The sequence below is a fragment of the Blastococcus sp. CT_GayMR16 genome, from assembly GCF_004570875.1.
GTDB lineage: Bacteria > Actinomycetota > Actinomycetes > Mycobacteriales > Geodermatophilaceae > Blastococcus_B.
The window spans coordinates 67,381-80,132 of the sequence record NZ_SPQK01000022.1 but is presented as its reverse complement, the minus strand read 5'-3'; the positions used below and the strand labels follow the sequence as shown (position 1 = coordinate 80,132).

The 12,752-nt window shown below is 74.5% G+C and carries 12 protein-coding genes and 1 pseudogene; 5 read left to right on the top strand and 8 right to left on the bottom strand.

The window, feature by feature from the left end:
• Positions 1 to 207, bottom strand: a 207-nt coding sequence (locus E4P38_RS23260) for a hypothetical protein (RefSeq protein ID WP_209309205.1), incomplete at its 3' end; no start/stop codon positions are given.
• Positions 208 to 489: 282 nt separating this feature from the next.
• Between E4P38_RS23260 and E4P38_RS19530 the strand changes: the two genes are divergently transcribed.
• Positions 490 to 1,440, top strand: a complete 951-nt coding sequence (locus E4P38_RS19530; protein ID WP_245161168.1) for a nucleoside hydrolase — start codon at positions 490 to 492, stop codon at positions 1,438 to 1,440.
• 27 nt (positions 1,441 to 1,467) lie between these two features.
• Here the strand turns inward: E4P38_RS19530 and E4P38_RS19525 are convergent, their stop codons facing one another.
• Entirely contained in the window at positions 1,468 to 2,157 is a 690-nt protein-coding gene (locus E4P38_RS19525; protein WP_167760637.1) for a GAF and ANTAR domain-containing protein, read from the bottom strand.
• A 148-nt stretch (positions 2,158 to 2,305) separates the two neighbouring features.
• Between E4P38_RS19525 and E4P38_RS19520 the strand changes: the two genes are divergently transcribed.
• Entirely contained in the window at positions 2,306 to 2,830 is a 525-nt protein-coding gene (locus E4P38_RS19520) for an ATP-binding protein (RefSeq protein WP_135133651.1), read from the top strand.
• An 8-nt stretch (positions 2,831 to 2,838) separates the two neighbouring features.
• On the opposite strand, the gene E4P38_RS19515 is transcribed toward E4P38_RS19520, so the two are convergent.
• From E4P38_RS19515 to E4P38_RS19505, 3 genes are read right to left on the bottom strand one after another with little or no spacing between them, the layout of a single operon-like run.
• Positions 2,839 to 4,425 (bottom strand): GTPase, encoded by a 1,587-nt coding sequence (locus tag E4P38_RS19515; RefSeq protein WP_135133650.1) that lies wholly within the window; start codon positions 4,423 to 4,425, stop codon positions 2,839 to 2,841.
• On the bottom strand, positions 4,422 to 6,125 hold the full coding sequence (locus E4P38_RS19510; protein WP_135133649.1) for an ABC transporter: 1,704 nt from the start codon (positions 6,123 to 6,125) through the stop codon (positions 4,422 to 4,424). The genes E4P38_RS19515 and E4P38_RS19510 overlap by 4 nt, the downstream gene beginning before the upstream one ends.
• A 30-nt stretch (positions 6,126 to 6,155) precedes the next feature.
• Positions 6,156 to 6,830 carry a PilZ domain-containing protein gene (locus E4P38_RS19505; protein ID WP_167760636.1) on the bottom strand — a complete coding sequence of 225 codons (675 nt, stop codon included), beginning with the start codon at positions 6,828 to 6,830 and terminating at the stop codon, positions 6,156 to 6,158.
• A 294-nt stretch (positions 6,831 to 7,124) separates the two neighbouring features.
• Between E4P38_RS19505 and E4P38_RS19500 the strand changes: the two genes are divergently transcribed.
• From E4P38_RS19500 to E4P38_RS23915, 3 genes and pseudogenes are all read left to right on the top strand, one after another.
• A complete protein-coding gene (locus E4P38_RS19500) occupies positions 7,125 to 7,952 on the top strand; it encodes an alpha/beta fold hydrolase (RefSeq protein WP_135133647.1) in 828 nt (275 codons plus the stop codon).
• Positions 7,949 to 8,256: pseudogene (locus E4P38_RS23975) on the top strand (DUF1905 domain-containing protein); the annotation flags it as partial. The gene E4P38_RS19500 and the pseudogene E4P38_RS23975, both read left to right, overlap by 4 nt.
• A gap of 50 nt (positions 8,257 to 8,306) precedes the next feature.
• Positions 8,307 to 8,393: a YdeI/OmpD-associated family protein gene (locus E4P38_RS23915; protein ID WP_280791096.1), complete on the top strand. Its 87-nt coding sequence runs from the start codon at positions 8,307 to 8,309 to the stop codon at positions 8,391 to 8,393.
• A 10-nt stretch (positions 8,394 to 8,403) separates the two neighbouring features.
• Here E4P38_RS23915 and E4P38_RS19490 read toward each other — a convergent pair whose 3' ends face one another.
• From E4P38_RS19490 to E4P38_RS19480, 3 genes are all read right to left on the bottom strand, one after another.
• Positions 8,404 to 9,678, bottom strand: coding sequence for a GGDEF domain-containing protein (locus E4P38_RS19490; protein WP_135133646.1), 1,275 nt, complete (start codon positions 9,676 to 9,678; stop codon positions 8,404 to 8,406).
• Positions 9,679 to 9,835: 157 nt separating this feature from the next.
• Complete coding sequence (locus E4P38_RS19485) at positions 9,836 to 10,534, bottom strand: NYN domain-containing protein (protein WP_245161167.1); 699 nt, start codon at positions 10,532 to 10,534, stop codon at positions 9,836 to 9,838.
• A 71-nt stretch (positions 10,535 to 10,605) separates the two neighbouring features.
• Positions 10,606 to 12,726, bottom strand: coding sequence for an EAL domain-containing protein (locus E4P38_RS19480; protein WP_245161166.1), 2,121 nt, complete (start codon positions 12,724 to 12,726; stop codon positions 10,606 to 10,608).
• Positions 12,727 to 12,752 lie beyond the last annotated feature (26 nt).

Sequence of the window (12,752 nt, the reverse complement as noted above, 5' to 3'; positions counted from 1 at the left end):
GCGGCGTGCTCGGGCGTGAAGTCGGGGATGATCACCGGGCGCTGATTGCGCAGCAGTTGAGGCACGGGCGCGCCGGGTGCGGGGGCGGGCGTGCGGCGATCCGCCGTCCGCGCGGTCGAGCACGTCGATCAGGCCGGCCAGGCCACGGCCGGGGGCCATCGGGTCGGCGGACAGGCGCGCCGCGGTCGCCCGCTCGCTGCTGCTCATGTCGCCTCCCGGAAGTCGTGTCCGCGACCGGGGAAGGTGTCGCGGACAAGGAGAAAGGTAGGCAGCGGCGGCCCCTTTCCTGCTCGTTCGCGACATTCACCGGCGGGCGCGTGACCGAACCGTTGTGAACCATTTCCGGACGACCCCGTGACCCATTCTTCGGCCCGGGAACTTGTCGACAAGAAGTGCATTCTGAGCGCGAAAATGCGGAAGAGGTGAACGGTCATGTCCTCCGCTGCCCGGCCTGCGCGGCGTGTCGGAGCCTCCTGCGAGGATTCCCGGGTGCCCACACCCATCCCCCTCGTGATCGACACCGACCCCGGCATCGACGACGCACTGGCCATCCTCCTGGCCCTCGCCAGCCCCGAGGTCGACCTCCGCCTGGTCACGACCGTGCACGGCAACGTGGAGCTGCCGCAGACGACGGAGAACGCGCTGCGGGTGCTGCACCTGGCCGGGCGGTCCGACGTCCCGGTGGCGGCGGGGGCCCGGGAGTCGCTGGTGCACCCGCAGCCGGAGCGGGCCGGGCACGTGCACGGCACGGCGGGCCTGGGCGGGGTGCAGCTGCCGCCGTCCCCCGCCGTCCCCGACCCCCGTTCCGCCGTCGTGGCCCTCGCCGAGCTGCTGATGAGCTCCCCGGAGCCCGTCACGGTCGCCGCCATCGGGCCACTGACCAACATCGCGCTGCTGCTGCGGGTCTTCCCCGACGCGGCGGCCCGCATCGGCCGGCTGGTCGTGATGGGTGGCTCGGCGACCCGTGGGGGCAACGTGACCGCCGCGGCCGAGTTCAACGTCTGGTCCGACGCCGAGGCCGCCCAGGCGGTGCTCACCTCGACGCTGCCCACGGTGCTGGTCGGGCTGGACGTCACGCTGGCCACCGTGCTCGACGAGGACGGGATCGCGCGGTTCGCCGCGGCCGGCCCGATCGGCACCCAGGCGGCGGCGATCCTGCAGCAGTACCTGGACCACGCCCGGACGGCGTACGGGACCACCGGCGTCGTCGTCCACGACGCCCTGGCCCTGACCGAGGCCATCCTGCCGGGAACGCTCGGCACGGTGCGGCGCGACGTCGTCGTGGACACCGGGCTGGGCTTCGGCCGGGGCCAGACGCTCGTGGACCGCCGGACGGTCTCCTCCGCGCCCACCGCCGTGGACGTCGCCGAGCGGGTCGACAGCGCCGCGGCGGTGGAGTTCCTGGTCTCCCGCCTGGCGAGCCTGGACGCCCCCGTCTGAGCAGGACCGCGGCTGCGGTCCGGGAAATCAGCGGGGGCGGTTCTCCGCGGCTGACTCCACGATCCCGAACGCGATGTCGCGCAGCTTGCGGTTGTAGCGCTGGGAGGCCTCGCGCAGGATCTCGAACGCCTGCTCGGCGTCGACGTGCCGCTGCGCCATCAGGACGCCCTTGGCCTGTTCGATCACCGCGCGCGACTCCATGGCCACCCGCATGTGGCGGGCCTGATCGAACAGCTGGGCGTGCGCGTCGGCGTTCGCGACGGCGACCGCGATGACTTCGGCGACGTCCGTGGCGGCCCGGAGCGACTCCGGCGAGGCGAAGGCCTCCGGCTTGGTCGAGTAGTTGTTGAGCGCCCCGATGCTCGAGCCCTGGTAGGGCAGCGGGATCGACAGGGAGCTCAGCACCGGGGTCGTGGCGAGCACGTGCGCGACGTAGTCCGGCCAGCGCGTCTCGGTGCGCATGTCGTCGATGCGGAGCAGCACCCCGCCCCGGCCGGCGTCCATGCAGGGGCCGTATCCGTGCTCGTACTGCAGCTCGTCGGCGGCCAGTGCCATCTCGCCGGAGTGCGCCGCGGTGAAGGCCTTGTCGGCCCGCAGCAGCGTGATCGACGACGCCTCGGCGCCGGGGATCCCGCGGGCCGCGATCGCGGTGACGTCGGTGAGCACCTCGGTGAGCGAGCGCTCGACGAGCACGACCTTGCTCAGGTCCCGCAGCATGTCCTCCACCGGTCCAGTGTGCCTGGTCGCCCGCCCGGAACCCGCCCCCCTTCGCGCGCCGGGGCGTGATCGGTCAGGATGGACCCGGCCGGGCCCGAATCCGGTCCGGTCTGTCAAGGCCGAGCGAGGGGCAGGCGAGGGGGAGGCGATGGCCCGGGACACGGCCGACGAGCCGACCCACGACCCGTGGCCGAGCGCGCCCGTGCCGTCCGTCCCCGGCGACGTCTGGCACTGGCAGCTGGAGGCGATGCACGTCGTCTCGCGGGTGCGCAGCGACCTCCGCGCCCGGATCGCCCATCCGTCGGTGTCCTCCGGATCGACCGAGGACGCGCGCGACGGTCTGCTCCTCGTCTTCGAGGAACTGGCCTCCAATGCGCTGCGTCACGGCGGCGGCGACGTCCGCGCCCTGGTGGTCGCCGGCCCCGGCGGCTGGCTGCTGGACCTGAGCGACGAGGCGCCCGACCGGCCGCCCATCCCGGCCGTCGACCGCGATCCGGCGCTGGGGGGCATGGGCCTGCACCTGGTCGCTCAGCTCTCGAACAGCTACGGCTGGGAGAAGCGGCCCGGCCGCAAGCACGTGTGGGCCCGGCTGCCCTCCGGCCGCACCGAGGGAGCCGAGCGGCAGCGCAACCAGCTCCCCGAGCCCCGCTCCCCCGGCATCCACCGGGACTGAGAGAGGGATCAGCGCCGGGCGGCCTCGACGGCGTCGCGGAAGCGGTCGGCGTCCTCGCGGACGGCGGTCATCGGGCCGACGAGGACGTCCTCGGCCACCGCGTCGACCGCGACGCGCAGCCGGCGGTCGGCCGCCCGTCCCCGCCGCCGGGCCCGCAGGCCCACGAGTGGCCGGGCGACGAGCGCCAGCAGGAGACCGGCCAGCAACCCGCCGCCGAGGAGCAGGGTCGGCAGCGGCAGGCCCTCCACCCGCGGCAGGGGGACGACGTCGTCGAGCTGGAAGAAGCCGAGCGCGACCAGCACCAGCAACCACAGGGCACCGGCCAGGGCGACCAGCGCCAGGAGCCACTGCATCCCGCCGACCGCCCGCTGCCACAGCGGAACGCGGTCGGGCCCCAGGTCGGTGCCGGCCACCGCCCGGTCCAGCCGGTCGGCGAGCTTCCCCTCGGCCTCCTCCACGGTGCGCCGCAGGTCGTCCCGCCACGCCTGGGGCAGGTCCTCGCCCATGACGTCCCGCGCCCGGCGCACCGCCGTGGTGACCCCCGCCAGCTCCACGGGGCCGGCCGCCGGGAGCGAGCTGCGGGACCGGTCGTTCCCCAGGTGCAGTCTCGCCAGCGGATCCGGGCGCAGCTTCCGGGTCCACCGCAGCAGCGGCCACCCCGTGCGGGCCACGCCGTCGCGCAGCGCCGACCGCTCGACCGCGGCAGTGACCACCGGGACGCCGGCCGCGCCGGCGAGGGCGTCGCCCAGGTCCTCGGCCAGGTGCCCGCGCTCCCGCCGCCCGATCGCCGTGCTGCCGTCGGCGGGGCAGTAGGCACTCAGCTCCGCTGCCGCCCCGCGCACGTCGGCGGTGAGCCGGTCGGTGGCGGCCCGGCGGGCCGCGACCCGCCGGGCGAGCTCCCCCCGCAGGTCGGCCACGCCCGTGCCGGTGCGGGCCGACACCGCGAGCAGCGGTGTGGCCTCCAGACCTTCCCGGTCCAGCAGGCCCCGCAGATCTGCCAGGCACGCGGCGGCCGCGGCGGCGTCCAGCCGGTCGACCTGGTTGAGGACGACGAGCAGCACGCCGGCGTGCGAGGCCAGCGGCTTCAGGTACCGGTCGTGCACCGCGGCGTCGGCGTACTTCTCCGGGTCCAGCACCCAGACCAGGACGTCGACCAGGCCGACCAGGCGGTCGACCTCCAGCCGGTGCTCCAGCTTCACGCTGTCGTGGTCGGGCAGGTCGAGCAGGACCAGTCCGTCCAGCGCCGGTTCCGGGGCGTGCCGGTGCCTGCGGGGCACTTCCAGCCAGTCGAGCAACCCGTCGGCGTCCTGCTCGCCCCAGGTGGTGGCGTGGGCGACGCCGGTCGTGGGCCGCCGGACACCCGGGGTACTGACCTCGCTGCCCGACAGGGCGTTGAAGAGCGTCGACTTGCCGCTGCCGGTCGCCCCGGCCAGGGCGACGACGGTCGCATCACCGAGCGCCGCCCGGGCACCGGCCTTCGCCAGCAGCGCCCGGGCCCGGCCGATCTCCGGCACCTCCAGCCGCCCCTCGGCGACCTCGACGGCCTCCCGGAGCGCGGTCAGCCGATCGGCCAGCGGCATCCCGCGCCGGCTCATGGCGCGGCCCGACGGGCCGCGGCGAGCTGCGCGACGGTGGCGCGGAGCTCGTCGGCAGCGCCCCGTCCCGGCGCGGCAGCGGCCACCCGGACGTCGAAGCGCTCCTGCTCGTAGCGCAGCAGGTGGTCCGCCCGCGCCTCCAGGTCCTCCCGGGCACGGGCGGCGAGGGAGCGGACGGCGGCGTCGCCGAACACGGCCTCCAGCACCCGCTGCCCGAGCGCGGTGGTACCGCCGGCGACGGCGATCTCACCGCCGGTCAGGCCGCCCGTCTGGGCGAAGACGGCGACCATCACCACCGCACCCGCGCCGTTCACCCCCCACGAGAGGAGCCGGGCGCGGGAGCGCTTGTCGGCGCCCTGGTCGCGGACCAGGTCCAGGACCGCCCCCTGCCAGTCGCGCACCTGGGCGGCGGCGGCCTCGGGGAAGTCCGGCGACACCTGCTCGAGCTCGCGCTCGTCCCCGCCGAGCAGGTCCGGCCCCGCGGGCAGCGACCGCCACGCGGTGACCGTCCGCTCGGCGGCACGGTCGGCCTCGGCGCGCAGCAACCGCTCGACGCTGTTCTCCAGGGCGCCCTGGAGATCGTCGGCCGGCGTCGGCCGGCCGGTCACCGCGCTCACGACGCGGTCACGGAGCCGGCTCACCTGCCCCTGCAGCGCCCGCATCCACTCACCGGTGCCGACGAACTCCTGCCAGCGGGCGAGGACCTCGCCCCGCAGCAGCGTCCCGCTGCGGACCCCCTCGTCGACCCCGTCGCGGGCGGCTCCGTAGGCGGTGTCCGAGGCATCGCGCAGCGCCGCGGCGGCGACGTGCTGCGCCTCGACGGCCGCGGCGATGACCGCGACCCGCTGCTCGAGACTGTCGAGGGCGCCGGTGAGCGTCTGCCGGACGACGGCCGCGCGCGCTCCCTGGTCGGCGGCGAGGGCGTGCAGCCACGAGCGCAGCGGAGCCACCTGGTCCTCGGGCAGCCGCCCGTCGGCCAGCGGCCGCTCCTCGACGACGAACAGCCGCGCCCCGGCGAGCCCGGCCCGGGTGAGCATCCCGGCCAGGTCCGCGGCCACCTCCGCCGCCGCCTCGGTCGGGACGCGGTCCAGCACCACCGCCAGAGCGGTACCGCGCTCCTGCGCCGTCCGCAGCAGGTCCCAGGGCACGGCGTCGGCGTACCGGGACGCGGTGGTGACGAAGACCCAGAGGTCGGCCGCCGCCAGCAGCTGGCCGGCCAGTTCGCGGTTGGACTCGACCACGGAGTCGACGTCGGGGGCGTCCAGCAGCGCGAGCCCGGGGGGCAGGTCGTCGCGGACGACGAGCTGCACGGTGCCCGGCCCGCCGGCCGAACCGGTGACGCGCGGCAGGCCGGGCAGCACGCGGTCACCGGAGAACGCGGCGACGTCGGCGCGGGCGCAGACGAGGACGGGCGAGCGGGTCGTCGGCCGCAGCACCCCGGCGGTGGTGACGGGGGCGCCGATCAGGCTGTTGACGAGCGTGGACTTGCCGGCACCGGTCGACCCGCCGACGACGGTCAGCAGCGGGGCGTCGAGGTCGCGCAGGCGGGGGAGCAGGTAGTCGTCGATCTGGTCGGCCACGGCGTGGGCGGCGCGCCGAGCGGCGTCGCGCTCCGGGGTGGCCAGCCCGAGGGGCGTCGCGGCGAGGGCGTCCCGCAGCGCCGTCAAGGCATCGGTCAGCCGGCGCTGCGGAGTGTCCACACCCCGTGTCCTGCCCCGGAGAACCCCGACCTACCCCCGCAGGTCCGGCGGCGCGTCGTCGGCCTTCTTGGCCCGCTCCTCGCGCAGCGCCTGGAAGACGCGGCGGCGGACCCGGTCCTGGTCCTTCTCCTGGATGTTGGCGAACCGGATGGACATGACCCAGCGGGCACCGCGGGCCTGGGTGCGCACGACCTCGGCCTTCAGCTTGAAGGCGCCGTCCTCGAGCGCGATCGCGAGGTCGAGCTTGGCGCCCGCCTCGGGAGGAGCGCCGAGCCCCTCGAACTCGGCGCGCAGGCCGGCCTCACTGAGGTCCACAGTCTCGCCCTTGAGCTCGATCGACCCGTATCCCGCCGTCACCGGCACGGTGACGCGACCACGCACGGCCTTGCGGCGCTGGCTCGCCTCGGCCGGTCCGGTCGCGCGCATCCGCCAGCGGATGACGGCGCCCTGCTCGACCTCGGTGATCTCGGCGGGAAGCGCCCGCTGGGCGTCCTCGGTCTTCCAGAACACCTCGACGGCGTCGCCGACCTTGACCACGACCTGGTCGACGAACTCGCCCACCGAGGGGCGCACGGCGATGAAGCCGTCGTGGACGACCTCCACGCGTGAGCTCACCGAGATGCCGCGCCCGGTCAGCGTGACCTCTGCCTCGGTCTGCTCGACCGGGTGGTCGAGCCCCGGGACACTGCCGGGAACGCTCGTCATTCGTCCTCTCCGATCTGTACCGCGGTGCGCAGGACTCCGATGGACCCGGAACCCGCCCCCCGCGGTGGGGAACGCTAGCCGTCGGGCCGGCGCCCGACCACGCCGCCCGTCCATGACGCGCCGCGCGGGCTCGGCTACGGAGCCTTCCCCATCATGGTCATCGGCTGGTCACGGGCGGTGAGGAAGCGCAGCAAACCTCGTCCCACTCGGAAGGGGCAGGTCGCGGGGTCGGTGTCGACGGGTTCCGCTGCGCGACAGTGCGGTCCGTCGCATTCCCCCCGCGAGGAGTCCTGGATGCCCGCTGCCCGCGTGCCCGTCGTCTTCATCCACGGCCTGTGGCTGCACTCCACCAGCTGGCAACCGTGGGTCGAGCGGTTCCGCGCGGCGGGCTACGACCCGCAGACCCCCGAGTGGCCCGGCGTCCCGGACACCGTGGCCGAGGCCCGCAAGCATCCCGAGAGCCAGGCCGGCGTCGGCTTCGAGCAGATCGTCGACCATCACGCGCGCATCGTGGCGGCGCTGCCGGAGCCGCCGGTGCTGATCGGGCACTCCTTCGGCGGCCTGGTGGTCATGTCGCTGCTGGACCGGGGGCTCGGCCGGGCGGGGGTGGCCATCGACCCGGCGCAGATCCGCGGCGTCGTCCGTACCCCGCCGGCCCAGCTGGCCTCGGCCTTCCCCGTGCTGCGCAACCCGGCCAACCGCAAGCGCGCCGTCAGCCTGACACCCGCCCAGTTCCGCAGCGCGTTCGGCAATGCGCTGCCGGAGGAGGAGTCCGCGCGGCTGCACGAGCAGTGGACGATCCCCGGCCCCGGCCGCCCGCTGTTCCAGGCCGCGCTGGCCAACGCCACCCCGAGGTCGCGGGCGGCGACCGCCGTCGACACCCGGAAGGCCGACCGGGCGCCGCTGCTGATCGTGTCGGGCGGGAAGGACCGGACGATCCCGGACAGCGTGAGCCGGGCGGCCTACAAGATGTACGGCAAGTCAGCCGCGGTCACGGATTTCCGGAAGTTCCCCGACCGCGGGCACTCGCTCACCGTGGACTCCGGCTGGTCCGAGGTGGCCGAGGCGGCGCTGGCCTGGCTGACGGAGCAGGGGATCCCGGGAGAGACTCCGGCCCCATGAGATTTCGTACGACCGTGGAGCTGGGCGGCAAGACCGCCACCGGGATGCGCGTGCCCACCGAAGTCGTGGAGGGTCTCGCCGCCGGGAAGAAGCCGGCCGTGCGGGTGACGATCGGCGCGCACACCTACCGCAGCACGATCGCCTCCCGCGGCGGGATCTACCTGCTGCCGGTGAGCGCGGAGAACCGGGCGGCCGCCGGGATCGCGGCCGGCGACGACGTGGACGTCGACGTCGAGGTGGACACCGAGCCCCGCGAGGTGACCGTGCCCGAGGACCTGGCCGCGGCGCTGGCCGGCGACGAGGCGGCGCGCCGGACGTTCGAAGGGCTGCCGTACAGCCACCGAGCGGCACGTCCTGGCCGTCGAGGGGACGAAGAACCCCGAGACGCGACAGCGGCGGGTGGCGAAGGCGCTCGAGATGCTCCGCGAGGGCACGCGCTAGCGGACGGTCGTCACCGGGGGAGCGGGATCGCGTCCCGGCGAGGGGCGCCGACCGCGTTCCTGGTGATCTTGGCGCAGTAGAGCTGCTGGTCGGCACGCGACATGAGCTCCAGCGGATACGCCTCGGCTCCCCCGGCAGACGCGACGCCCAGAGACAGGTTGATCTCGCCCGCATCGAAGCCCGGGGGCACCAGGTCGACCGCCTCGCAGCGGAGGCGTTCGGCCAGCTCGACGGCCCGGTCCAGGTCCGCTCCGGGCATCAGGACGGCGAGCTCGTCACCACCGAGCCGCGCCACCAGGTCGCCCGCGCGGACGCGGCGGGACAGCAACCCGGCCACCTGGCGGAGCGCCTCGTCGCCGCCGGGGTGGCCGTGGCGGTCGTTGATGCGCTTGAAGTGGTCGATGTCGAGCAGCACGACGCCGACGACGGTGTTGCGCTGACGGGCCTCGGTGCACGCGCTGACCAGCTCGGCGTCCCAGCGCCGGCGGTTGGCCAACCCGGTGAGCGGGTCCTCGTGGCTCAGGCGTTCCAGCTGCGTCAGCAGGATGCCGGTCCGCTGCTGCTCGCGCTCGAGCCGCACGCGGGTCAGGAGCTCGCGGTTGTTGAGGGCGTACCGGCGCAGGTGCGCCAGCACCCCGATGATCGAGGCCGTGCCCAGATAGACGCTGACCGCAACGACGTCTTCTGCCGCCAGCCGGCCGGGATGGAGGAGCACGGAGATGCCGAGCGCTCCCCAGGAGACGCCGACGACGGCGCCCGTCCAGCCGGGCCGGGAGACGAGGATGCAGCCGCTGCCGTAGACGGCGAGGGTGAAGCCGAGCAGGAAGTACGGATCGCCCTGGGTCTGCGGGATCATCCAGGCGATCTCGACCTGGACGATCGCCAGGATGAGGAAGGTCAGCGCCTCGGGCCGGCGACGGCCCAGCGGGAGGCGCCACAGCGCCCACATCGCCAGGAGCATCGGGACGTCGCCCAGCAGCCGCACGGCCAGGAAGGTTGCGGCGAGGTGCGGAACGGCGATGCGGTCCACCACCGTCCAGGCCGGGACGGCGATGACGGCGACCCAGCCGACCAGGAGGCCCGCCGCGCGGGCCCGGTTGACCAGTTCTTCCGCCATCCCGGGAACGGCAGCGCCGAGTTCGCGCAGCGTGGACCGCGACGTCAACGGCGCGGGTCCCCGACGGTCGTCGTCCGGGCCGCCGTCGTCCGGGATCGGCGGACCTGTTCCGGACAGCACGTCGCTCCGGCGCAGCACCGCGAGCAGGCGGCGGAACGGAGCGGTCACGCCTTTCCATCGGCACGACCGGCCGGCTACCTGAGCAGTCTGTTCCGAGCCTCCCCTTGTGGGTGACCTGCGGTTATCCGTCAGATTGCGGTCGTTTTCGTACCGGCACGGGGACGTCGCGGAACGGACCGCGACCGCCGGTCGGCCCGGCTCCGGCTCAGCGGTCCCGTCGCGCGGTGAAGCTGCTGACGAAGTCGCGCAGGCTGCGGGTGGGACGCAGCCACGCGCCGTCCGGCGGCAGGGCGTCGAGGCGCACCCGGTCCAGCGGCTCGACGAAGGCGCCCGGGACGTCCTCGATGTCGATGAACTCGAGCAGGTCCGAGGTGATCGCGTACCCCGCGACCTCGCTGAAGGCGACGACGACGACGTGCGTGCCGTCGCGGACCAGCTGCTCCAGCGGGTCGGCGAAGTTGCGCCCGTCGCCGGAGAAGACCACCAGCCGCCGCAGCCGGTGGCTGTGCGCCCGCACCTCGATGTGGTCGAGCATGTCCTGGTCGATGTCGTCGTCCGGCTGGGTCTTGGGCCGGGCGAACACCGAGTACCCGAAGCCGCGCAACGCCTCCACCCAGCGCTGCAGTGTGCCCGGCTGCGGCGGGATGTTGGCGAACACGCAGGCCTCGACGTCCGGCGCGTCCGGCAGCGACGGATCGCCGGCACCGTCGACGAACCATGCCGCGATCGCGTCGAACCGCGGGCGGGACGCCGCGGTGGGCCGGGCGCCGATCACGGTCGACAGCGTCATGTCGATGTTCGGCGCGTCCCAGATGAGCAGGTCCAGCGCGGGCTGCGGGCGGCCGTCCTCGACGGGAGCGGGCTCGGTCAGGGTCGCGAGGGCGGCGTCGAGGCTGTCGGACACGGGAGCAGTCTGCCGCGCGTCAGTGACGTCGGTGCGCGGCGGCCCGGCAGGGGCGGTCGCCCGGCGCCCGATCACCCGGCCTGGGCGACCGCGCAGCGGGCGAGGGCCAGTGCGCAGAGGTCGCCGCCGGCCGCCTGCACGGAGCGCACCCAGCCCGGAACCTCGTCGGCCGGCATGGCGTGCCCGAGCAGCCAGCCCTGAGCCAGGTCGCAGCCGGCCTCGCGCACCATCCGCAGGTGCTCCGGGGTCTCGACCCCTTCGGCGACCGACCGGATGCCCAGGGTCCGGGTGAGCCCCACGATCGCGCTCAGGACCGCGCCGGTCTCCCCGGCGACGGCTTGCTCGGCGGCGTTGAGCAGCGAGCGGTCGATCTTCAGCGTGCCGATCGGCAGCGCGAACAGCTGCGCCAGCGACGACCACCCGGTGCCGAAGTCGTCGATGGCCACCCGCACCCCGAAGCTGCGCAGCACCGCCAGCTGGTCCTCGGCGCGCGTCGGGTCCTCGGCCACACAGGTCTCGGTGAGCTCCAGGATCAACTGGTCCGGCGGCAGCCCGGAGTCGCGCAGCGCCACCCGGACGTCGCGGACCAGGGTCTCGGCCGAGAAGTGGCGGGCGCTCACGTTGACCGACATGCGGAGCGGGAGCCCCTGGGCGGCCCACTCGGCCGCCTTGCGCGTCGTCTCGCGCAGCAGCCAGCGGGTGATCGGGATGACCTGGCCGGTCTCCTCCGCGACGGACAGGAAGGTGTCCGGCGGCAGCAGCCCACGCTCCGGGTGCTGCCAGCGCACCAGCGCCTCGACGCCCTCGACCTCGCCGGTGTCGAGCCGGACGACGGGTTGGTAGTGGACGACGAGCTGGTCGATGGCGTCCCCGCGCAGCCGGGTGGCGACCTCCAGCCGCCAGCGCGCCGCCTCCCGCAGGCCCGGGGAGAAGAGGTGGACCCGGTCGCGCCCGGAGCCCTTCGCCGCGAACATCGCCGCGTCGGCGTCGCTCAGCAGCTGGTGCGGATCGGTGACGTCGGGCCGGGACACGGCGACGCCGATGCTCGCCGTGAGCGGTACCGAGATGCCCGAGGTCGCGAACGGCAGCCGGAACGTCGTCTGCAGCCGGAAGGCCAGCGACGCGGCCTCCGAGGAGTCGCAGTCGCGGGCGAGGACGAGGAACTGGTCGGCCCCCAGCCGGCCCACGGCGTCACCCGGCCGCACCTGGTCGGCCAGCCGGGAGCCGACCTGGTTCAGCAGCGAGTCCCCGATCTCGTGACCCAGGGAGTCGTTGACGGTCTTGAAGCCGTCGAGATCGATGACCAGCAGCGCGGTCCCGGGCCCGTCGGGCGGTCCCGACGCGAGCGCGGCGCCGGTGAGCTCCAGCAGCGTCGAGCGGTTGGGCAGGCCGGTCAGCTCGTCGTGCCCGGCCTTCCAGGCCAGGACCTGCTCGTCGCGCACCTGGTCGGTGACGTCGGTGTGGGCGACGACGATCCGCGGGGAGCCCTCCACCCGCGCCGCCTGCAGCCGGAACCAGCTGGCGGCCGAGCCGAGCTGGGCCGAGTAGTCGTAGTCGAAGGATCCGGCCGGGCCGTCGACCGGTTCGGCCTGCAAGCGGGAGACCCCCGCGACGATCGCGGCGTGATCACTGCGGCGCAGGCCCCGCGCCATGGACGTCAGGTAGTGGTCACCGACCCCGCCGGCATCGATCCCGTTGGTGCGCAGGAGCTCGCCGTTGGCCACCCACGCCCGGTTCGCGGTCAGGATGCGGCCGTCCCCGTCGATCAGCACGGTCGCCGACGGCAACGCCTCCATGACGGCCGTGAGCTGGCGCGTCTCGTCGTCCCGGCGCAGGTCGGAGCGCACCCGGTCGTCGACGTCCCGGACGATCACGGTCAGCCCGCGGGAGTCCGGATAGGCGCGCATCTCGAACCAGTGGTCCCAGCGCTCGTGCAGGTACTCGAAGACCCGCGGCCGGCCGTCGGCCAGGACGGCGCCGAACGTCTTCTCCACGGTCGTACCGCGCAGGCCGGGGAACGTGGCGAAGAACGGGCGCTGGAGCATCTCGGACGCGGAGCACCCCATCATCGCCTCGCCCGCGGTGTTCACGTACGTCAGGACCCGGTCCCGGTCGAGGTGGTACACGGCGTCGGGGACGCCGGACAGCGGGTCGGTCCGACCCTGCCGGAGCCCGTCGTCGCCTGCTCGCACGCTGCCCGCTCTCATGCCTGGTGGTG